Raw genomic sequence first — 20,348 nt, 5'->3', positions numbered from 1 at the left:
TTATTGTACCCAAAGAAGACTGATGGCCGGCACATAGGTAATAATGGCCAAACAAATTAGTAGAATAAAGAGAAACGGCAAGGCCGAGCGATATAGTTCAGTAATTGGTCTCTTAAAGCGAATGGAGCTAATAAAGAGATTAATTCCCACTGGAGGCGTTATATAACCGATTTCTAAATTAGTGAGAAAGACAATGGCCAAATGAATTGGATGTATATCAAATTGCTGGGCCAATGGAAGAATTAGTGGAACAACCACAATTATCGCACTAAAAATATCCATTAAACTTCCTACAATAAGTAAGAAAACGTTCAAGAATAAAAGAAAGGCGTATTTATTAGTTAGAACTCCACTAAAGGCCGTAAATAATTGATTTGGAACTTCTTCATCAACGAGAAAGTTTGTTAGTCCAAGAGCGCAACAAAGAATAATAAGAATGGCCCCAACCATAGTCATGGAGTCTTTGATAATCCCAGGAACATCCTTAGTAAGACTTAAATCCTTATAAACAAAGCATTCAATGATTAGAATGTAGAAGGCCGTAAATGCAGCAGCTTCTGTTACAGTAACAAAGCCACCATAAATTCCCACAAGAACAGCAATAGGTAGTAACAACTCAAAGAAGGCCCCTTTAAAACTTGCAATGGCCTCACTTAACTCAAACTTACCTCTTTCATTATTTTTCCCAGACTTAAGAATTGAATAAATGGCAAGGCCCACAATCAATAGGACACCTGGAACAATTCCCGCTTTAAAGAGTTGATCAATATCAACACCAGCAACAATTCCGTAGAGAATAATTGGCAGTGAAGGAGGAAAGAGTAAACCAAGAGAGCCTGAGGTCGTAATAAAGCCCATTGTGAACTTGTCACTATGTCCACGGCCCATAAGAATTGGATAGATTAGGCCACCAAGAGCAACGATCGTTACACCACTAGCTCCAGTAAATGCAGTAAAGAAGGCACAAAGACAAAGGCCAACAATGGCAACTCCACCAGGCATCCAAGAAAGCATGGCATTGGTAAAGCGAAATAATCTCTTTGGTGCATTTGATTCTGCAAGTAAGTATCCTGCAAATGTAAATAATGGAATTGTTAAAATAGTTGGAGCAGAAGCAAGTCGATAGATCTCAACAGAAACTGCCGATGGATCAATCCCATTATGAAAGAAGGCCGCTAAGGCGACACATCCTAAGACGATAAAAAGAGGCACACCAATTAGCGCCAAAATTAATGCGGCAATACTAATTGTTATTAAGCTCATGCTCTTCTTCCCTAAAGTCTAAGAATGCTAGAAGTGAGCGCCAAAAGATTAGCGCAAACCCTGCTGGAATAATACCTACTAAAACAGATGTATGAACTCCCAGTGATGAAAGGCGTCCATATTCTTTTTCAACATTATAAAATTGTACACCTGAAGCAAAAAGCCAAGTGGCCCCAACAATTGTACAAAGACTGATAAATTTATTTAAAACAAAGAGTGATTTTTTATATCCTGAGTTTTCTAAGAACTTAGGAAGAATCTCAATAGCGATATGGCGAGACTTTCCACTTGCCATTGCAGCACCAAAGAATGCCAAGACAAAAACGAGGTGTCGAACTAATGGATCAATCCAAGAAAAAGAAAGATTGAACCATCTCAAAATAATTGAGGCGACACTAAAGCCTAAGATTGTTACGACGACAATAACAAGGCCAGTACTGATAAAATCATCGGTGAGTTTTTCGACTTTTCTAATCACAACTTAATTCTTCTTTTTACTCTTTTCTAAACTCTTTTCTAGCAGCTCATAGGCCTTTGCAGAAAACAGCTTTCCTTTTAATTTCTTAATTGTAGCTTCTCTAACCTTTACAGCTAGATCAATATCCTTATCACTTAGCTTAACAAATTCAACACCAGACTGCTTCATAAGATCAAGTGAGTCCTGATTATCTTTTTCATTTGTTGCTTTAACTTGATCGATATATCTCTTTGAAACTTCCTTCACAATCTTTTGATTCTCAGGAGAAATTCTTTTAAATGCTTTGTTACTAATTAAAAAAGCCCCCACAGAAGTTGAAAGAGGAAAATCAATTAAATACTGAACCTTTGTATTCCACTGCATCGAAAGAATCGCTAGAGGTGGAGCATAAGCCGCTTCTATGATTCCAGTTGAAAGTGAAGATAATACATCAGGAAGAGGAAGTGGTACTGAAACTAATTTCATTTCTTCTAAGATCGTTTCAACAAGAGGATCTCCTTCCCAAGACCAAATCTTTACTCCTTGAAGATTATCAAGAGAAGCAATTTTATTTTTAGAAACAAAGTACACCATACCGATATCGAAGAAACCTAGGTTAACAAAGTTCTTAGCTTCAACACTTTTATTTAGATATGGAGTTAAGTCATCAATTGCTTTTAATACGCGGTCTCTATCGTGATAGAAAGTAAATGGTAATTCTAAGACACGGATATCACCGTTAATATCCCCTAGAGTCTTTGCAGTAAAAACTCCACCATGTAATTGTCCAACGCGAATCTTTCTTAAAACATCTGGTTCATCACCTTGAGAACCACCAAAGTAGAATTTAACTTTTACCTTTCCACCAGTTTCTTTCTTAATTGCCTTGGCCATCTTTTTAAGATTCTTGGCCCAATTAGTTCCCTCAGGTGTTAAGACACCAACTTTTAGAGTTAGTGCATAAAGGTTAAATGTAACAAGTAGTGTAAGTGCAATTTTTAAAATATTTTTCATATGATCTTACCTATTAAAAAATTTCTTTTTCTAAACTTTCAATAATCTCAAGTCTTTTATTAGCGATGAGATTAAATAGATTATTATAATTAATTTCAGGAGCTTCTAGTTTTCCACCGCTCCAATACTTTGATTCTAAATTTTCACGTGTATATTTTTCTATTTCTAATTTCTGATTGAGATAAACATTCTTCTCATACATAGGAACTGCGTAGAATTGAATAAATGCTAAACGTACCATCATATTATCTGGCCACTTTGCAATTGCTTTCTCAAATAAGGCCTTCCCTTCCATTGGATTACCACCAAGTCCACGTGGCCTAGATGCAACATAAGAGGCTGAAAAGATATCACAAGCACCGTAACCAAGTTTTGGATTCTTCTCACAAGACCAGTCATACATCACCTTGGCCAGTGGAAGATAAGCAACAGTTCTCATATTATCTCTTTGAAGATTAATAATTGAGGCCAAGGCCTGAGCTGTGTAGAAGACACCTTCAACATCAGAAGCACTATCACTTAATTTATCTTCAAGTAATTTATAAAATTCATCAGGGCTTGAGATATATTTTGTGAAGTCAAAGTTTTCAAAATCTCTTTCTTTAAAAAATAGAGCTGAATAACTAAGGGCACGAGTATAATTTGATAGCGCACGAGAACGATGAACAGAATTCATCTTTTCTTGTAGCTGATCTTTAAGATAGTATGTTTCATCAATAGCAAAGGCCTTGCCAGTGTAGCCTTTAATCAGAGTAACAATGAAGTCGACATTTGAGCGATCTGTAGCATAGAGCGTTTCTAGAACTTTGATATTTCCACTGATTGTTTCTTCAAACAAATTCCAGTCATTTTCCACTAAAACAGCATCTGAAGATTCAAAAATCATCTCCCCCATTTGCGAAGTCGCTGCCTTCTTAATAGTTGAACAAGAAACTACAGTAAAAAGTAGAATTAGCAATGCCAATTTTTCTTTGCACATTTTTGGCCATCCTTATAAAAACTATAGTAGTAATTTGCCTTATATAATTAGTAATTACAAGCAGTTATTACCTTTTTCTTGACGCTCGAGTCATCCACTACTGGCCGTATTGCACCATTTGTAAGCCCATGATATGATTAGAAAATATCATTCGGACTAAATGTTTTTTGCAGTTATTCCGAGTATATATTTAAGGATTTAAACTTTGTCACGGAGTGACCATTGAGAGTAGTTTTTCTACGAGTAGATGAACTACTTACCTAATCCGATTCTGAGTTAGTGAGCTTTTTCTCTCCACTTAGGTATCGATTAAGGTAAGTATTTTGAAAACCTTTTTCGGTAACTATTAACAAGGAGATGGAGATGTCATCACAAGGAACATCTAACGAAAAATTGACGCCAAACCTAAACCCAACTGGTCTAAACAGACTAAGAACTATTCGTAAGTCTGCTAGTCTAAAGCCTAGAAAGTCTCTTTTAAGAGTAAAGAGTCTTAGACCTACACGTGCTGTTTTAGGTGGAAGCAAGAAAACTGAAGAATCAGAAGGATAGAGAGTCTATCTCTTCTTTGATTTAGGTGAAATAAGTTGCTTGTCGTAAGTAGATTTCAAGCTACGCAGAGACTCGTCGCGAATTTCATCCAGTTTCTTAAGTCTTTGGTCGTGAAGAAAGTTGAGGTAGTTCTTCTTTGCAATAAAGAGGCTGTTTAAGTAGGTAACCTGAAATGCTCTCAACTCGCGGAAGCACAAGTCCTTTTCCACTCTGGTAAGCTTCCTACGACTTTCTTCAAGATCTTTTTGCGTTAGAACAAACGTTGAAAAATCCCCAGTACAAACACCTTTTTTAAGCTCAATGTAGCGATCGATTTCTTTTCTCAATTCCTGCGTCTTAGTTACGTAATCATCTGGTGGAAAACTTTTAACCTTTTCCAACTTATCATACATCTCTTTACTAACCTCTTTGTCAGTCTTTGCTTGAGGCTGAGCAACGGCCATCTTTGAAATGAGAATGAATGTTAAAGCGTAAGTTATATACTTCAAGCTAATGCCTTTTTAATTTTTTCCAAAAAATAATTACTATCTTTATTATGCGCAAAGACAAAGGTTATGGCCATTTTTTTAAACTTAGATTGTTGGCCACTCGTTAATTCTATGCTTCCTTTAGAGACACCAAATTTCTTAGCAACTAATTTCATAATTCCAGCATTGGCCTTTCCATCTTCAGGTGGCGACTGAGTGCTAACGATGAGATGTCCAGTATCAGCAATAGCGAGCTTTTCTACTTTTGCTCCAGGCTTGGCCCAAATATCGATCTCAATAATGAGATCATCTGCATCGCGCAATACCTGATGATGAATTCCTAACTGTGTTAGATAGTCACTTATTGAAATACTTCTCTCCACTTAGAGCTGTCGTAGCCTAGATCAGACAGAAAGCTCTTCATTTCATCAATAAAATCAGAAAGTGGAAATCCCACAACGTTAGAATATGAGCCACTTAAGTTTTCCACAAATAAAAGACCCTGGCCTTGAATTCCATAGGCACCGGCCTTATCCATCGCCTCTTCACCTTCCAGATAGAGGTCTAAAATTTCAGGAGAAATATCTGTGAACTTAACTTCAGATACTTTTGAAAAAGTTCTCTCTTTACCACCGCATGCCATATAAACGGCCGTGTATACTTCGTGCTCTTTACCGGAAAGCTCATTTAACATGGCCCTTGCATCGGCCTTATCTTTTGGCTTTCCTAAAACCTTATCCCCAATTGCAACCAAAGTATCAGAGGCCACAATAAAGTGGTTTGGAGTCGAGTCTTTCGTAAGAGAAACGATATCTCTTCCTTTAAGCTCGGCCAGCTCTTCAACGATTTCTCTAGGATGTTGTCTCGTAGTAATTTCTTCGACGTCAGAAGGTTTTATTTCAATTGGTACTTTCATCCAAGATAGAAGTTCCTTTCTGCGAGGACTCCCTGATGCCAGGATAAATTTTAGTGTTGATGCCATTTAGTTTTTTCCATAAATCAAGTTTTTCAGAATTAAGCTCTGGAAAATAACTTCGAGAGTTCTCCATTGCTCCTGCTCTATAATAACTTTCCTGTGCCTTAGTGTAAAAGTCTTTCCTAAGGACATCTTTATCTCGTCGGCCAACTCGTGCAAGAACTTGCTTTCGATAACGATCAGCAATGGCCAAGTTTGTGGTTTCAATTTGTCTTGAATGTTTCCAGAGAAACTTTATACGATTATCAAGTTCACCCTCTTCCCACAGTCTCATGCCGTAGGCCCTTGCATAACCAACTTCATCTAATTTCTCAAATAGAACTTGTCCGTATCTCTCTAAGAAGATCTCTCGAGTATAGTAAATACCATTAATTCTCTTCGTCATTAATTCATTTTGTAAGAGAACATCATTTGGTTCCACAATAAAGTAGTTTCGATTTATAAAAGAAAAACGATACCACGTCCCTTTACTTAATTGCTCAAATTCTTCGTTTGCATATCCTCTTAAGTTAACTTTTGGATTTGTCTCATTCTTATAAGAATAACCTAATTGCTCTTCATCTCGAAACTTAAGATAGCTATCATTACCAATTGAGACATAGGTTTCAAAAGAAGGAGAATATGCTTCAAATGAAAAGAGAGGCGATTGAATAAAGAATCGACTCTTTCTCATTACCTTCTTATTATTTTTTTTAATTAAATCATTTATAAATTTTGTACGAGATCGATAACGAATATCATCTTCAAATAGGTACTCATTTAGAGATACATTCTTATCAAAAACAATTGGATTTGTTCGATTGATTGGAAGAGGATGAAAGACAGCATCAGTGTCTCTCTTTTTACTCATTTTCAATTCTTCTTCTGAGCGTGAGATTAGAAGCATATTTCCAACATTTGCTCTTAGGTAAAAGAAGACCTCTTTTTCTAAGACATTAATTTCTTTAAAAGAAACCGAGCTCTCTGGCGCCATACGAATCAGGGTTCCATCAAAGAGCATTAACCAAAGATAACTATCCACACCAGTTTCAATATCATCGTTTTCTTTAATAAGTGAGCGGTAACCAACTTTATTCTCACCGAGATCGCGAAATAATGTACATTGGCCTACACATTTAATAACTCTTCCCATCTCTTCTCTTAGACCAGACATCTTGGCCAGATCACGCCAAAGAGGATAGCTTTCTTTAAAGCGTAAATCTTCCTTCCAGCTTTCATAACTGAGCCAGTCTTTGGCCTCTAACTTATCCCATTTAATTAGAGATTTTCGATCATCCTTAAACTTAAGTTCAGGGTTTGCGAAGGCCGCAAAGTAAATTGTGAGTAGTAATAAAACACGTAGCATCATAAACTTCATCGACAAAAGCTGGTCCTGGCCATAAATGAAGAAGAAATTGAGACTTTTTCGGCACTTTATGCCCGATCTAAACTGTCAAAATCATAGGTTTCGTGCTAAATTTTGGGCCAAATATTAATTTACACAGAAACTTTAACAGACAAGGTTGATACGATGAGTCAGGATAACGGACAATTTTCTTTTGTTAACACAGAACATGAAGTCTTAAAATTTTGGGAAGAAAACGATATTTTCCAAAAATCACTTGAGCAAACAAAGGAAAAAGAGCCATATATTTTCTACGATGGCCCTCCATTTGCCACAGGTCTTCCTCACCACGGTCACCTACTTGCTGGAACACTAAAAGATATCGTTCCAAGATATTGGACAATGAAAGGTCGCTACGTTCAAAGAAGATTTGGATGGGATACACACGGCCTTCCAATTGAGCAAGAAATTAATAAGAAATTAGAAATGACTGCACACGAAGCATTAGAGAAACTTGGTGTTGCTGGTTATAACCAAGAGTGTCGCTCAATTGTTGATCGCTACACAACTGAATGGCGCAAAACTGTTACTCGCCTTGGACGTTGGGTCGACTTCGACAATGACTATAAGACAATGGACCCAACTTTCATGGAATCATGTTGGTGGGTATTCAAATCTCTTTGGGATAAGGACATGGTTTACAAGGGAACAAAAGTAGTTCCTTACTCAACTGGTCTTGGAACAGGGCTTTCAAACTTTGAAGCAGGCCTTGATTACCGTGACGTTCAAGATCCGGCCATCACTGTTCTTTTCAAATTAGACGATCCAGAAAAAGCTGGTGCTGATTACGTGGCCGCATGGACAACAACTCCATGGACACTTCCATCTAACCTTGCTCTTTGTGTGGGTCCTGATATCGATTATGTTCGCGTAAAAGATAATGATCGTGGTGTAACAATCATCTTTGCTGAAGCAAGACTTGAAGCATATACAAAGAAGCGCAACCTTGAAGTAATCGGTGAATCATTTAAGGGAAGTGAACTTCTTGGACTTCGCTATGAGCCACTCTTTGATTTCTTTGCTGATCTAAAAGAAGAAGGCGCTTTTACAATATTTAACGATGACTATGTAACCACAGATAGTGGTACAGGTATTGTTCACCAAGCACCAGCATTTGGTGAAGATGATAATAGAGTCTGTAAAGAAGCTGGAATGAAGGCCGAAGTTTGCCCTATCGATGATGCCGGTCAATTCACAAAAGAAGTTTCTGCATATGCAGGTCAATACGTAAAAGATGCTGATAAACAAATCATTAAAGACCTTAAAGAAAATACAAAATTATACGATCACGGAAACCTCGTGCACCCTTACCCATTCTGCTACCGCTCAGGAACTCCACTAATCTATCGTACAATCCCACAGTGGTATGTAAAAGTAGAAGAGATCGTTGATAAGCTTGTTGCAAACAACGAGCAAATTCACTGGGTACCAGGTCATATCAAAGCAGGTCGTTTTGGTAAGTGGCTTGAGAATGCTCGTGACTGGGCCGTTTCTCGTACACGTGTTTGGGGAACTCCACTTCCAGTTTGGATCAACGATGAAACTGGAAATATGAAATGTCTTGGTTCAATCGAAGAGCTAAAAGAGCTTTCAGGGGTTGAACTTACAGATCTTCACCGTGAGTACACAGATGAAGTAACTTTTAAAATCGAAGGTGAAGAAGGAACGTATAAGCGTATCCCAGATGTCTTTGACTGTTGGTTTGAATCTGGTTCAATGCCATACGCGCAACTTCACTACCCATTTGAAAATAAGGAAATCTTTGAAAACGGATTCCCAGCAGAATTTATTGCTGAAGGTTTAGACCAAACACGTGGTTGGTTCTATACACTAACAATCCTTTCAACTGCCCTATTTGATAAACCAGCTTTTAAGAACGTTATTGTTAACGGTTTAGTTCTTGCTGAAGATGGTAAGAAGATGAGTAAGTCTCTAAGAAACTTCACAGCTCCTGATGAGCTAATGGAAGAATTCGGATCAGACGCTCTAAGGCTATACCTAATTAACTCTGGTCTTGTTAAAGGTGAAGAACAACGCTTCACTGACGCTGGTGTTAAAGACATGGTTCGCCGTGCCCTACTACCTTGGTTAAACTCTTTTAAATTCTTCCAAACATACGCATCAATTGATGGATGGAATTTTGATGAGCACGCTGAAAGTGGTGAGAATATCACTGACAATTGGGTTATCTCAAAACTACAAACTCTTAAAGAAAATATTGAAGCAGAGATGGCACAGTACCAACTTTACAATGTTGTTCCTGCGCTTTTTAACTTCATTGAAGATTTAACAAATTGGTATATCCGCCTGAATCGTTCACGTTTCTGGGGAGAAGGCCTAACAAGTGATAAAAAGCAAGCTTACACAACTCTTTTTACAACACTAAAAGAAGTTACGATTGCTATGGCACCATTTGCACCATTCTTATCTGAGCATATCTTTAGTGAGCTTAAGAAATTTGATTCAAGTGAGAAGAACTTATCAGTTCACTTATGCGACTACCCTGTTGCAAATACTGAACTTAAGAACTCAGTTCTTGAAGATGCCGTTGATAGAATGCAACAGATTATCCTTCTTGGACGTCAAAAACGTAACCAAGTTCAAATTAAGGTTAAGACGCCACTTGCTCGTCTAAGTGTTATTCACAAAGACCAAGCTCTTCTAGATGAGATCAAGAAACTTGAAGGATATATTCAATCAGAACTTAATGTTAAGAGCGTTGAGTACACAACTGATGAAGATAATTATATCAAGCTATACGCAAAACCAAACTCTCCAGTTCTAGGTAAACGCCTAGGAAAAGAATTTGGTAAGTTTATGGGAATGATCTCAAAACTAGGTGCAGCTGAACTTAATGAGCTTGAAGAAAAAGGAAGCCTTGAGCTTGCTGGTGAAACATTTGCTCCTTCAGACATCCTTATTTTTAGAGAGGCCAAAGAAGGAACACAGGCCCTATCTAATCGTTATATTTCAATTGATATCGACACAAACCTAAATGAAGAATTAATTCTAGAAGGTCTTGCACGTGAAGTAATCAATAGAATTCAAAGAACAAGAAAAGACTCTGGATTCAATGTTGAAGATCGTATTGAAGTAAACTTTAATGCAACAGATCTACTAGCAAAAGCAATTGAAACTCACACTGACTACATCACAAAAGAAACACTAGCAAATAGTCTTAATGCTAGTAGCGATGCTCTTGAGCATGAGTTTAAAGTTGATGATGAGAATCTAAAAATGACAATTACAAAAGCATAATAAAAAAGCCTCCGAAATGGAGGCTTTTTTTATTCTTGAATTAACACATAACCGACAGGTTTTGGTTTTAAATCAAAACACTCTTGTCTCTTATAATCCTCAACAGCATCTAAGACTTCTCCCTGAATTTCGATTTCACCATATACATGTTTGTAAACAGTTTCATCATTTAATACATCCCATCTTCGAGTTCTAAGATTCCAGTCTCTATATTCAACGACTCCTGTAACTAAGCAATCCTTAGACTTTGTAATTTCTAAATTTCCAAAATCGTCACGCGTAAAAAAATCGTTAAATTTCTCAACTGACTCCTCAAAGTAGTCAAAATATCTTACTGTATATTGATGTTGTACTTCGATTACACGATATGGTTTCCAATTTCGAGGTATAGGCTTAGAGATAATTATCTGAGGTACTTTTCGGTATCCAACGTCGGATACTTTTATATCGTGAAAAATGGGCCTTTTAACAACTGCACCAGTATAAATAGTCTGTGATTTAAGCCCCTTGCATTGCTCTGGTTGTACAAGGCTTTTAAATTCATCTAAACTAATTTTCCCAGTTACACATCCATTATCAACTTCATTATTATAAGTTACTATCTCGTCATTCTTAAGCCTTAATCTTAACGTCTTAAGATGTACTTTATGATTAATGAATGCATCTTCTTCTACTTCATAGAAGAAGATTTTTCTGTCATTTTGATGATAGTAAGCTTGATTTGATAACTCTTTACCATTTTTTGAGACAAGAATAAAAGTCGCTTCAACTACATTCTCATCTAATGAAACTTCTAGTTCAATCTCATTTTCGTTTGTAAGGTCATAAAGAGAAAGACTCTTTTGAGAGTTAATATTTCTTAAATACATTGGTCTATTAGTTGAGCCACTTTCTTCACAAGTTACTTTATTCTCACTAGAGACCAAGTTAGTTCTGAAACTCTCACATTCAATCGAGAATGTTGGTCGCATTTCATTTGAAGCTAATTTAAAACTTTTATTTATTTTCTCCTTGTCTGATGAGTTACAAGATACAAATAAAACTGTTGCCAATACTAATAACTTTTTCATTACTCTCTCCTTATTCCTTAATTAGGATTGTTCCTACCAATTTTGGTTCAACGGGATAACACTTCTTCACACCAAGGTTTTCAGACATGCTAAAAGATCGATCATTTACTCCTAGGCCACAGTTTTTACAAAGTTTACTTGCTTCACTATTTTCAAGGCCTCGATTTACCTTCTCATAAACAGTTCCAAAAGGAAGATAGATTCCCTTTTCTTCATAAACTTTATGATCATAAAATCCTTCAGTGAAACATAGACGATCTTCTATTTGCTCAAGCTCAAATCCAAACTCTGTTTTATTAAGTTCGTACAGCTTTTCAACAGGAACCTGTTGAGTCGTCATGTGATCAAACAAACGATACTTTGATGTTATTTGATATACTTTGTAATCTACTCGCTTCATCTTAGGAAACTTCTTAGTGCCCTCATAGAATTTTGGAGATTCAACTTCTGCTTTAAAATTTGGAATAAATTTTAGATTTGGGCATTGGCCACGAAGATCATCAAGATTAATATCTTCTACGTTAAAGAGTCCAGTGTCACATCCCTTATCTTCAATTCTTGCAACGGCCACAGGAGTTCCTCCTGTGTGATAGTTTGAGATCTTTAGGTAAACGTCGTGTGCACTAAAGTCTCCAATTCTAAGTTCCTTAAATTTAATAGAATTGAAACCATTGTAAAGCATATCTTCAGAAAGCCTCTTGCCATACTTAGAAACGAGATAAAAATAAGCTTGAATTGGCCTTTGAGTTACAACTTCTAGCTCAACAACAGCATGTCTTTTTAACTTATCTTGCTCAATTAATTCTTCATCAATAGAAAATAGAAATTGTGCTTCTTCATTAATTAGAGATGTAGGACATGTGATTTTTTCTTCAATAATATCAGTCTTAATACCCACGCATTGAATACTCGACTCAGCAAGGCTTTGACGCTGATAAGTTAACTTCTCTTCTTTTGTTTGATTTTCATTACCACAAGATACTAGTGAAATAAGTGCTATTAATAATAGTAGACGCATATAAAACTCCTTTGATTTATGGCCGTTTTAGCGACATTTTTCTCAAAGGAGTCTTTTTTTCTAAATTGAAATGATATTTTTTAAACTTGAAATACTATGAACCGAAGCCTTTAAGCTGTTCCCCGCCAAGTACATGAAAATGCGTATGAAAGACACTCTGGCAACCGTGTTGATTAATATTTGAAACGACTCGGAAGCCATTGTTTTCGAGCTCATTTGATTGAGTAAACTCTTTAATAGCATCAAATACCTGGGCCATATCATCGCGATTCATCTCATTCACATTCTTAGAGTGGTTGCGATGGATGAAGAGATAGTGCTCTTTTGCAAGAGGTTGAATATCTTTAAATCCAATAACGTGATCATTTTCAAATACTTTATCAGAAGGTATTTCACCTTTTAGAATTTTACAAAATAAGCAATCATCCATAACTATCTCCCTATTCGTTTACTAATTCGACATGGGCCCCGAGTTTTTGAAGCTTCTCTGGTAAATCTTCATAACCACGTTGTAGGTGGTAGACGCGATCAATCTTCGTTTCACCATAAGCACAAAGAGCAGCAAGAACAAGAGCAGCTGATGCTCTTAGATCTGTACACATCACAGGAGCTGCCGTTAGAGGACGTCCACCTTCAATAAAGACCGAACTTCCCAATTGCTCAATACTTGCACCAAGACGTGTTAACTCAGGTACGTGCATGAAACGGTTTTCAAAAATATTTTCAGTCACAAGAGAGTTCCCTTCAACAACAGTTAGAAGAGCAACCATCTGTGCTTGTACATCTGTTGGGAAACCTGGAAATGGCTCAGTTATAACTTTTGATCCTTTAAGAGATGAAGGATATGTCTTAACGTAGTTGTCACCAATTTCTAGCTTAGCTCCCATCCCCTGAAGGTTTTCAAGAACATTAAAAAGGTGTTTTGGATTAAAGTTTTTTACAGTCATCTCAGACTTAGTCATTAATCCACCAATAATATAAGTTGCCGCTTCAATACGATCACCTATTGCTTGATAAGTTCCGCCATTTAATTCCTTCACTCCATCAATAACAAGGCGAGACGTTCCAATCCCAGAGACTTTTGCACCTAGAGAGTTTAGAAAATTTGCCAGGTCATCAATCTCTGGCTCCATTGCTGCGTTTTCAATAATAGTTTGTCCGTCAGCAAAAACACCGGCCATCATAAGATTCTCAGTGGCACCTACTGATGGGAATTTTAACTTAACAAGTGCACCAGTTAGATGATCAGTTTCAGCAAAGACAAAACCATTTTTCATTTCGATCTTCACATTCATCTTCTCAAGATTATCTAAGTGAATATCAATAGGACGTGTCCCAATAGCACAACCACCTGGAAGAGAAACCTTTGCCTTTCCAAGGCGTGAAAGAAGAGGACCTAGAACAAAGATAGAAGCACGCATTGTTTTTACGAGCTCATAAGTGGCCTCATGTGAGCTTAGTGAAGAAGCATCAAAAGTAACATTCTTACCATCTCTATTACATTCAACCCCCATCATCTCAAGAAGCTTAAGCATTGTATTAATGTCACGAAGCTTTGGAAGATTTGTGAGAGTCACTTTCTTATCCGTTAAAAGAATTGCCGCTAAAATTGGTAGGTATGCATTCTTAGCAGGAGATATCTCAACCTCTCCAGACAGTCTCGCTGGGCCTTTAACTATGATTTTATCCATTCTTTCTTCCTTTTAAAAAACGATAGCGATCAGTATAGTCCTTGATTAACTCAAGTTCGCCAAAGTTATATTCCCCTAAGATATCTTTTAATCTTTCCAGATGCAATTCACTACCTTCCATAATGAACAGCCCGCCATTTTTAAGCTTTTTCTGTGCCTGATCAAAGAAAATTTTAAACCAATTATCGTAATCCTGATCTTTTAAGTAAAGGGCCAAGTGAGGTTCAAATGAATGAACTTGTCCATGTACTTCACTTAAGTCAGCATTTTCTTTGATATAAGGAGGGTTCGTAATAATGATATCCAGATCTCCTGGAATATTTTCCATGCGATCTGATTGTTGAAATTTTAATTTTACTGTTTTTGGATAACGGTAGCGATGAAAGAATTTATTTGCACGAGCAACATCCAAAGCCTTCTCACTAATATCACTTGCAATGATCTCGGCATCAATTTCACCAATCTCCCCTGCAAGACTTAGCGCGATGGCACCACTTCCGGTACCAATATCCGCAATCTTTATATGATCTAATTTATTCTTTCTAATGTATTCGGCCGTCCACTCCACCATGATCTCAGTTTCACTGCGTGGAATGAGAACATTTTCATTTATGTAGAATGAGGAGCGATAGAAGAATGATCGATTGCTAATATATTCGAGGGGGATTCCCTGCTTAACTTTTTTTAGAAATTCTTCAATGACACCCTTATTTTCAGAAATGTAGATGTCATCAAATTGTGAATCGAGAATACGACAAAAGTTTTTCAGCTCTAGCTTTAATCTTCCTAAGCTTATTCCAGGGTAGTTCGCCTCTAAGAATTGCTTATTCTCATTATAGAAAGAGCTGATGTAGTCGCCGAGAGTGGTGAAGCTCACACAACTCTCCTTTATTCCTCTTGGCCTTTAAGAAGTTCTGCTTGATTATGAGCAATAAGTGCATCAATAACAGGAGCAAGATCTCCTTCAATAATCTTATCAAGAGAATAAAGTGTTAGACCAATACGGTGATCTGTTAGACGCCCTTGTGGAAAGTTATAAGTTCTAATTCTCTCAGAACGATCTCCCGTTCCAATTAGTCCCTTTCTTTCCGCAGCTTCTTCAGCATTCTTCTCTTGAAGCATCTTATCGAAGATACGAGCGGCAAGAATCTTCTTTGCCTTCTCTTTATTCTTAAGCTGTGACTTTTGATCTTGGTTATAAACCGCAATTCCTGTCGGAATGTGAGTCATACGAACCGCTGAATCTGTCGTGTTAACGTGCTGTCCACCTGAACCAGATGCACGCATAACTTCAACACGAACATCATTCATATCAAGTTCCCACTCAAGATCATCAGTTTCAGGCATTACTGCAACTGTGATAGTTGATGTGTGAACGCGACCTTGTGATTCAGTCTTTGGAACACGTTGAACTCTGTGAACCCCTGATTCATATTTCATTTTTGAGTAAACTTTCTCTCCTGAGATTGAGAAGATAACTTCTTTAATCCCTTCGTCATTTTCGGAAAGTGATTCGATTTCAACTTTCCATCCAAGTGCACGAGCATAATTTTGGTACATTCTTAAAACGTCAGCTGAGAAAATCGAGGCCTCGTCCCCTCCGGCACCGGCACGAATCTCAACCATACAGTTTTTATTATCTAAAGGATCTTTTGGAAGTAGAAGAAGTTTTAACTCCTCCTCTAAATCTGGAATCAATGGCTCGTTCTCATCGAGAACTTCTTTTGCCATCTCTTTCATATCAGGATCACTTTCCTTAAGCATCTCTTTTGCTTCGGCAATATCCTCTTTTATTTGCTTATATTTCTTATAAGCAACAACAACGTCCTCTAAGTTTGATCTCTCTTCAGAGATTTGCTTAAATTCAGTTTGTCTTTCATATAATGTCGGGTCTGCCATTTTTTCAGTTAGTACTTCGAAACGTTGTACTACTGAATCAAGCTTATCAAACATACTCATTTAAAATCCTTTTTACTTCAATTAACTATTCATAGACTCCATGAATTCGTTATTTGTCTTAGTCTTCGTCAGTCTCTGAAGCATGAACTCCATTGCATCAATTGTACTCATTGGGTGAAGTACTTTTCTTAGAACATATGTTCTTTGAAGATCTAGTGGCTCCATAAGAAGGTCTTCCTTACGAGTCGATGATCTATTGATATCAAGAGCTGGGAAGATACGCTTTTCAAGAAGCTTTCTATCAAGTTGAATTTCAGAGTTACCAGTACCTTTGAATTCCTCAAAGATAACTTCATCCATTCTTGAACCTGTATCAACAAGTGCAGTAGCGATGATTGTAAGTGATCCACCGTTTTCAATATTTCTAGCAGCACCGAAGAATCTCTTTGGTCTGTGTAGAGCATTTGAGTCAACCCCACCAGAAAGAATCTTTCCAGATGGTGGAACAACAGTATTATATGCACGGGCAAGACGAGTAATTGAATCGAGTAGAATAACAACGTCTTTTCCAGCTTCTGTTAGGCGCTTTGATTTCTCAAGAACCATCTCAGCAACTTGTACGTGACGATTTGCTGGTTCATCAAATGTACTTGATACAACCTCAGCATCAACGTTTCTCTTCATATCTGTTACTTCTTCTGGTCTTTCATCAATTAGAAGAACAATTAGTACGGCTTCCGGATGATTTTCAGTAATTGCATTGGCAACATCTTGAAGTAAGTGAGTCTTACCTGCTTTTGGTGGAGCAACGATTAGACAACGTTGTCCAAAACCTTGAGGAACAAACATATCAATCATACGAGTTGAATAATTTGTTGGATTATATTCAAGGTTAATTTTCTTTTCAGGATAAAGAGGCGTTAAGTTATCGAAAAGAACTGTCTTCTTGTGAGCTTTTGGATCTTGATCGTTGATCGTACTTACTTTAAGAAGTGCAAAGTATCTTTCATTATCTTTTGGTGGACGAATTTGTCCCTCAACAGAGTCACCTTTTTTAAGAGAGAATTTTCTAATCTGGCTCGGAGATACGTAAATATCATCGGCACCTGGTAGGTAGTTATATCCAGGAGACCTTAAGAATCCGAATCCGTCTGGAAGAATTTCTAAAACACCGTTTCCGAAAATCTCTTGTTTATCTTTTGCGTGGGCCTTAAGAATAGCAAAGATTAGCTCATGCTTCTTCATACCTGCCGAGTTTTCAATTTTAGCTTTTTCGGCAAGCTTGTTTAAGTCCTCAATTTTCTTTTCTCTCAATTCACTTAAATGCATAAAAAGTTTTACTCCTGAAAATATATGAATTTGAATATCTGAATATTAGTTAGAATTGCCTCTAGTAAGTCGGCCCATTTAGACATGGACGATGTAGATTAATTTCATTGGTAATGATTTTAGTAGATAAATTCATCATAAACTGTCACCCCTTGCTAGTCAAGCTAACATTGACGTTGACTTTAAGCAGCAAAAAGCGCATAAATACCTAATATGAATGAATTTTCAAGCTATCCAAAATTTAATGAACTAAAAGGCCTCAATATTCTTTCCATAGATTATGGAGAAAAAGTTATTGGCCTTGGCTTCTTTTGTCCCGGACGAGAGCCATTTCCAATTGGAGCAGGTCGTATCATTAACAAGGGTTTGGCCCACTTTTATAAAGAGCTTGAAGCTATCATTGAAGACCTAGTGGTTGAAGTTATTGTCATGGGAATTCCCTACTACGTCGATGGTAACGAAAGTGACAAGACAAAAGAGCACAAGGCATTATTTAACGCATTAGTTGAGAGATTTCCTACGATAAAATTCTATCAGCAAGACGAAACTCTTACGACTAAGTCCGCCAAAGAGCGCATGGAAAATTCTCCAGAGTTCAATTTTCAATACGATCCAACAAAAATTGATGAGCTAAGTGCTGTTATCATTCTTGAAGATTTTATCCGTAGTTAAAATTCAAAGAAGATAATTTCACAAAGTCCAAAAATGAGATATCCTATTGTTATGACAAAGAAACATTTATTTATATTTTTGGTGCTGGCACCAGCGTTCGCAATTACACTCTTAGTGGCACACACTTATTACAATATTTATCATTGGGGATATTCTGGCCCACAGACAGAATTTCAAATAAATAGCGGTGATACATTTGGTACAATCAATTACCGTTTGGCCCAAGATAAATTGATCTATTCTCCTCGCCTATTTCACCGTTACGTGAAATTTGAAGGGCATCTAACAGACTTTAAAGCAGGTCGCTACGTCATCCCAGAAGGGATTACAATGAGTGAACTTCTAAAACTTTTAATAAGTGGTAAAAGCTTAACTGTAAAAGTCACGATTCCTGAAGGATATAACCTTTTTCAGATTGCCAAAGTTTTAGCAGATGAAAAAATCGTTGATGAAAAGGCTTTTATTAAGGCCGCTAAAGATAAGAAATTAACACAAGCATTTGGGATTCCTGCAAATCGTATGGAAGGTTATCTATATCCTGATACTTATCAATTTCATGAGAAGATGGAACCAAAGGCAATTATTGAAAGTATGTATAGTAACTTTAAAGATAAGATTAAAGACTTAGACTTTTCAAAAGTTAATTTAACGAAGCATCAAATTGTAACTCTTGCATCGATGGTAGAAAAAGAAACTGGTGCTAAGTTTGAGAGACCTACAATTTCTGGTGTTTTCCATAATCGTCTAAAAAAGAGAATGCGTCTTCAATCAGATCCAACAACAATTTATGGAATCTGGGAAAGCTATAACGGAAATATTAGAAAGAAACACTTAAGACAGAAAACTCCTTATAATACTTATAAAATCTCAGGCCTTCCTGTTGGCCCAATTGCTAATCCAGGTTATGCGGCCCTAAAAGCGGCACTTAATCCAAAGACTCATCGCTATCTATACTTTGTTTCTAAAAATGATGGAACTCACGTTTTTTCTGAGACGTATAAGCAACATCGAGAGGCCGTAAACTTCTGGCAAAAGAATCGCGCAAATAGAAAAGGGCGAAGCTGGCGTGATTTAAATAAGAAACAATAGTAAGGAAGTATAGATGAAGTTATGGTCATCATTTGATCAAGATTATATTTTAAAGAGGCTTACTTCCCTTTACGAAGAAGGTGTTACAATCAACTTCTGGCAAAGCAATGACGATGTCAGAGAAGATTATCAAGCAAAGTTCACTGGTGTAACAAGTGAGAAGTGCTCAATTAAGCTTACTGCTGAAACAGCTCCTCTCTACACTCGTATTGCGCCTTTATCACCAATCTTCTTCCACTATCCAGCTGGTGACTTAATTTTTAAAAAAGATATTTTTAAATTAGAAAATGGTGGTATCTCATTTAAAACGCCAAGTGAAATACGTTGTCGCGATCGTCGAAGTGTCGAGCGCTTCAATTACAAGTACCCTGACTATAAGAATATCTCTTACACTCTTGAAGATAGTGAAGAGATTATTAATGATATTATTATCGATATCTCTCTTAGAGGACTGGCCTTTGTCATTGATGCTAAAAAGAAAGATAAGTACCAACTTGGGACAAAGATTTATATTCGATCAATCACAGACCAAGAACTTCCAACAAAGCATGAGGCCAAAGTCGCCTCTGTTAATCGCTACCATGTAAAGGGAGAAGGATTACAAAATCACCTCTTACGCATTGGACTTGAATTTACTCAAACACTTGAGTCTGTAACCTATGACTCTATTGGATCTCTAGTTAAGAAGAGACAAAATAAGCTTAAAGGATTTGATACCAAGTTTTTTAACGGATTAAATCCAGACGACTATGAAAAGCAACTTGCTGTTATTTACAGTAAAAATCCACAGCTTGCGGCCAATATCAATGAATCCGTTGAAGACATCGATCGTCTTCGCTATATGACAATTGATATGAAACGCGAGTTCTTCTTAGAATTTAGTTTAGATCTAATGGCATGTGCCCTTCGCATGTCTTCAAAAGAGCTTATTAACGAATTATTATCTGAAGTAACAGATGGTGTTCGTGAAGAATTCCTTGAAAAGTACGACCAACCAAAGCCGGCCTCGGCAATTAATAAGGCCCAAGATGAGCTTCGAAAATTCATTCGTGATAAAGAAAAAGATGGCTCATTTGTCCTAAGTCCTAAGTCTTTTGTGAAATACGTCTAAATGTTGGCATAACCAGACTTCCCCAAGTACATAAAGAACTGAAATCACGTAACTTTTTAAAATAGACTAACTAAAGTTTATTATTAGTTAAGACGATGAATATTAGTATTAATTTGTGG

Annotated in this window: 20 protein-coding genes; 5 read left to right on the top strand and 15 right to left on the bottom strand. The window is 36.9% G+C overall.

The window, feature by feature from the left end:
• The 4 genes from BALOs_RS03290 to BALOs_RS03275 are packed head-to-tail and all read right to left on the bottom strand — an operon-like array spanning nt 1 to nt 3,713.
• Entirely contained in the window at nt 1-1,263 is a 1,263-nt protein-coding gene (locus BALOs_RS03290) for a TRAP transporter large permease (protein ID WP_115361485.1), read from the bottom strand.
• Nucleotides 1,244-1,741 (bottom strand): TRAP transporter small permease, encoded by a 498-nt coding sequence (locus tag BALOs_RS03285; RefSeq protein WP_115361487.1) that lies wholly within the window; start codon nt 1,739-1,741, stop codon nt 1,244-1,246. Before BALOs_RS03285 ends, BALOs_RS03290 begins: the two co-directional genes overlap by 20 nt.
• Nucleotides 1,742-1,744: 3 nt before the next feature.
• Complete coding sequence (dctP, locus tag BALOs_RS03280) at nt 1,745-2,734, bottom strand: TRAP transporter substrate-binding protein DctP (RefSeq protein WP_115361489.1); 990 nt, start codon at nt 2,732-2,734, stop codon at nt 1,745-1,747.
• 13 nt (nt 2,735-2,747) lie between these two features.
• A complete protein-coding gene (locus BALOs_RS03275; RefSeq protein ID WP_115361491.1) occupies nt 2,748-3,713 on the bottom strand; it encodes a TRAP transporter TatT component family protein in 966 nt (321 codons plus the stop codon).
• Between the two features lie 363 nt (nt 3,714-4,076).
• Here BALOs_RS03275 and BALOs_RS03270 point away from each other — a divergent pair, with 363 nt between their 5' ends.
• Nucleotides 4,077-4,265, top strand: a complete 189-nt coding sequence (locus BALOs_RS03270; protein WP_115361493.1) for a hypothetical protein — start codon at nt 4,077-4,079, stop codon at nt 4,263-4,265.
• 5 nt (nt 4,266-4,270) lie between these two features.
• On the opposite strand, the gene BALOs_RS03265 is transcribed toward BALOs_RS03270, so the two are convergent.
• Genes BALOs_RS03265 through BALOs_RS03250 form a run of 4 tightly spaced genes read right to left on the bottom strand, consistent with a single transcriptional unit; the run spans nt 4,271 to nt 7,071 of the window.
• On the bottom strand, nt 4,271-4,753 hold the full coding sequence (locus tag BALOs_RS03265; RefSeq protein WP_120404244.1) for a hypothetical protein: 483 nt from the start codon (nt 4,751-4,753) through the stop codon (nt 4,271-4,273).
• On the bottom strand, nt 4,750-5,115 hold the full coding sequence (locus BALOs_RS03260; protein WP_120404243.1) for a DUF167 domain-containing protein: 366 nt from the start codon (nt 5,113-5,115) through the stop codon (nt 4,750-4,752). The genes BALOs_RS03265 and BALOs_RS03260 overlap by 4 nt, the downstream gene beginning before the upstream one ends.
• Nucleotides 5,094-5,648 carry a nucleoside triphosphate pyrophosphatase gene (locus BALOs_RS03255; protein WP_240406488.1) on the bottom strand — a complete coding sequence of 185 codons (555 nt, stop codon included), beginning with the start codon at nt 5,646-5,648 and terminating at the stop codon, nt 5,094-5,096. The genes BALOs_RS03260 and BALOs_RS03255 overlap by 22 nt, the downstream gene beginning before the upstream one ends.
• Nucleotides 5,632-7,071 carry a hypothetical protein gene (locus BALOs_RS03250; protein WP_133296927.1) on the bottom strand — a complete coding sequence of 480 codons (1,440 nt, stop codon included), beginning with the start codon at nt 7,069-7,071 and terminating at the stop codon, nt 5,632-5,634. Before BALOs_RS03250 ends, BALOs_RS03255 begins: the two co-directional genes overlap by 17 nt.
• 147 nt (nt 7,072-7,218) lie before the next feature.
• Here BALOs_RS03250 and ileS point away from each other — a divergent pair, with 147 nt between their 5' ends.
• On the top strand, nt 7,219-10,350 hold the full coding sequence (gene ileS, locus BALOs_RS03245; RefSeq protein ID WP_120404240.1) for an isoleucine--tRNA ligase: 3,132 nt from the start codon (nt 7,219-7,221) through the stop codon (nt 10,348-10,350).
• Between the two features lie 29 nt (nt 10,351-10,379).
• Here ileS and BALOs_RS03240 read toward each other — a convergent pair whose 3' ends face one another.
• The 7 genes from BALOs_RS03240 to rho all read right to left on the bottom strand — a co-directional run bounded on the left by BALOs_RS03240 (nt 10,380) and on the right by rho (nt 17,357).
• The gene (locus BALOs_RS03240; RefSeq protein ID WP_120404239.1) at nt 10,380-11,420 is read right to left on the bottom strand and encodes a hypothetical protein; all 1,041 of its coding nucleotides are present in this window, start codon (nt 11,418-11,420) and stop codon (nt 10,380-10,382) included.
• Nucleotides 11,421-11,430: 10 nt separating this feature from the next.
• Nucleotides 11,431-12,438, bottom strand: a complete 1,008-nt coding sequence (locus tag BALOs_RS03235; protein WP_120404238.1) for a hypothetical protein — start codon at nt 12,436-12,438, stop codon at nt 11,431-11,433.
• 94 nt (nt 12,439-12,532) lie between these two features.
• A complete protein-coding gene (locus BALOs_RS03230) occupies nt 12,533-12,868 on the bottom strand; it encodes an HIT domain-containing protein (protein ID WP_120404237.1) in 336 nt (111 codons plus the stop codon).
• A gap of 10 nt (nt 12,869-12,878) precedes the next feature.
• The gene (gene murA, locus BALOs_RS03225) at nt 12,879-14,129 is read right to left on the bottom strand and encodes a UDP-N-acetylglucosamine 1-carboxyvinyltransferase (protein ID WP_115361513.1); all 1,251 of its coding nucleotides are present in this window, start codon (nt 14,127-14,129) and stop codon (nt 12,879-12,881) included.
• Nucleotides 14,122-15,006, bottom strand: a complete 885-nt coding sequence (locus tag BALOs_RS03220) for a HemK/PrmC family methyltransferase (protein ID WP_162929510.1) — start codon at nt 15,004-15,006, stop codon at nt 14,122-14,124. Before BALOs_RS03220 ends, murA begins: the two co-directional genes overlap by 8 nt.
• A gap of 11 nt (nt 15,007-15,017) precedes the next feature.
• Nucleotides 15,018-16,082 (bottom strand): peptide chain release factor 1, encoded by a 1,065-nt coding sequence (prfA, locus tag BALOs_RS03215; protein ID WP_115362293.1) that lies wholly within the window; start codon nt 16,080-16,082, stop codon nt 15,018-15,020.
• A 27-nt stretch (nt 16,083-16,109) separates the two neighbouring features.
• Nucleotides 16,110-17,357, bottom strand: coding sequence for a transcription termination factor Rho (gene rho / locus BALOs_RS03210; protein ID WP_115361517.1), 1,248 nt, complete (start codon nt 17,355-17,357; stop codon nt 16,110-16,112).
• A gap of 213 nt (nt 17,358-17,570) precedes the next feature.
• Here rho and ruvX point away from each other — a divergent pair, with 213 nt between their 5' ends.
• Genes ruvX through BALOs_RS03195 form a run of 3 tightly spaced genes read left to right on the top strand, consistent with a single transcriptional unit; the run spans nt 17,571 to nt 20,229 of the window.
• Nucleotides 17,571-18,029, top strand: coding sequence for a Holliday junction resolvase RuvX (gene ruvX / locus BALOs_RS03205; RefSeq protein ID WP_120404235.1), 459 nt, complete (start codon nt 17,571-17,573; stop codon nt 18,027-18,029).
• A 33-nt stretch (nt 18,030-18,062) separates the two neighbouring features.
• Nucleotides 18,063-19,118 (top strand): endolytic transglycosylase MltG, encoded by a 1,056-nt coding sequence (gene mltG / locus BALOs_RS03200; RefSeq protein ID WP_115361521.1) that lies wholly within the window; start codon nt 18,063-18,065, stop codon nt 19,116-19,118.
• A 13-nt stretch (nt 19,119-19,131) separates the two neighbouring features.
• Entirely contained in the window at nt 19,132-20,229 is a 1,098-nt protein-coding gene (locus BALOs_RS03195) for a FliG C-terminal domain-containing protein (RefSeq protein WP_120404234.1), read from the top strand.
• Nucleotides 20,230-20,348: the final 119 nt, after the last annotated feature.

The organism is Halobacteriovorax sp. BALOs_7, from assembly GCF_003612895.1.
GTDB lineage: Bacteria > Bdellovibrionota > Bacteriovoracia > Bacteriovoracales > Bacteriovoracaceae > Halobacteriovorax_A > Halobacteriovorax_A vibrionivorans.
Note: the sequence above shows the minus strand (reverse complement) of the source record. Positions and strands in the feature narration are given on the sequence as shown.

What these genes read in the sequence shown, in the direction of transcription:
- BALOs_RS03290 (WP_115361485.1), bottom strand. Translation starts at nt 1,263, where the DNA reads ATGAGCTTAATAACAATTAGTATTGCCGCATTAATTTTGGCGCTAATT.
- dctP (WP_115361489.1), bottom strand. Translation starts at nt 2,734, where the DNA reads ATGAAAAATATTTTAAAAATTGCACTTACACTACTTGTTACATTTAAC.
- BALOs_RS03275 (WP_115361491.1), bottom strand. Translation starts at nt 3,713, where the DNA reads ATGTGCAAAGAAAAATTGGCATTGCTAATTCTACTTTTTACTGTAGTT.
- BALOs_RS03270 (WP_115361493.1), top strand. Translation starts at nt 4,077, where the DNA reads ATGTCATCACAAGGAACATCTAACGAAAAATTGACGCCAAACCTAAAC.
- BALOs_RS03255 (WP_240406488.1), bottom strand. Translation starts at nt 5,648, where the DNA reads ATGAAAGTACCAATTGAAATAAAACCTTCTGACGTCGAAGAAATTACT.
- ileS (WP_120404240.1), top strand. Translation starts at nt 7,219, where the DNA reads ATGAGTCAGGATAACGGACAATTTTCTTTTGTTAACACAGAACATGAA.
- BALOs_RS03240 (WP_120404239.1), bottom strand. Translation starts at nt 11,420, where the DNA reads ATGAAAAAGTTATTAGTATTGGCAACAGTTTTATTTGTATCTTGTAAC.
- BALOs_RS03235 (WP_120404238.1), bottom strand. Translation starts at nt 12,438, where the DNA reads ATGCGTCTACTATTATTAATAGCACTTATTTCACTAGTATCTTGTGGT.
- BALOs_RS03230 (WP_120404237.1), bottom strand. Translation starts at nt 12,868, where the DNA reads ATGGATGATTGCTTATTTTGTAAAATTCTAAAAGGTGAAATACCTTCT.
- murA (WP_115361513.1), bottom strand. Translation starts at nt 14,129, where the DNA reads ATGGATAAAATCATAGTTAAAGGCCCAGCGAGACTGTCTGGAGAGGTT.
- prfA (WP_115362293.1), bottom strand. Translation starts at nt 16,082, where the DNA reads ATGTTTGATAAGCTTGATTCAGTAGTACAACGTTTCGAAGTACTAACT.
- rho (WP_115361517.1), bottom strand. Translation starts at nt 17,357, where the DNA reads ATGCATTTAAGTGAATTGAGAGAAAAGAAAATTGAGGACTTAAACAAG.
- ruvX (WP_120404235.1), top strand. Translation starts at nt 17,571, where the DNA reads ATGAATGAATTTTCAAGCTATCCAAAATTTAATGAACTAAAAGGCCTC.
- mltG (WP_115361521.1), top strand. Translation starts at nt 18,063, where the DNA reads ATGAGATATCCTATTGTTATGACAAAGAAACATTTATTTATATTTTTG.
- BALOs_RS03195 (WP_120404234.1), top strand. Translation starts at nt 19,132, where the DNA reads ATGAAGTTATGGTCATCATTTGATCAAGATTATATTTTAAAGAGGCTT.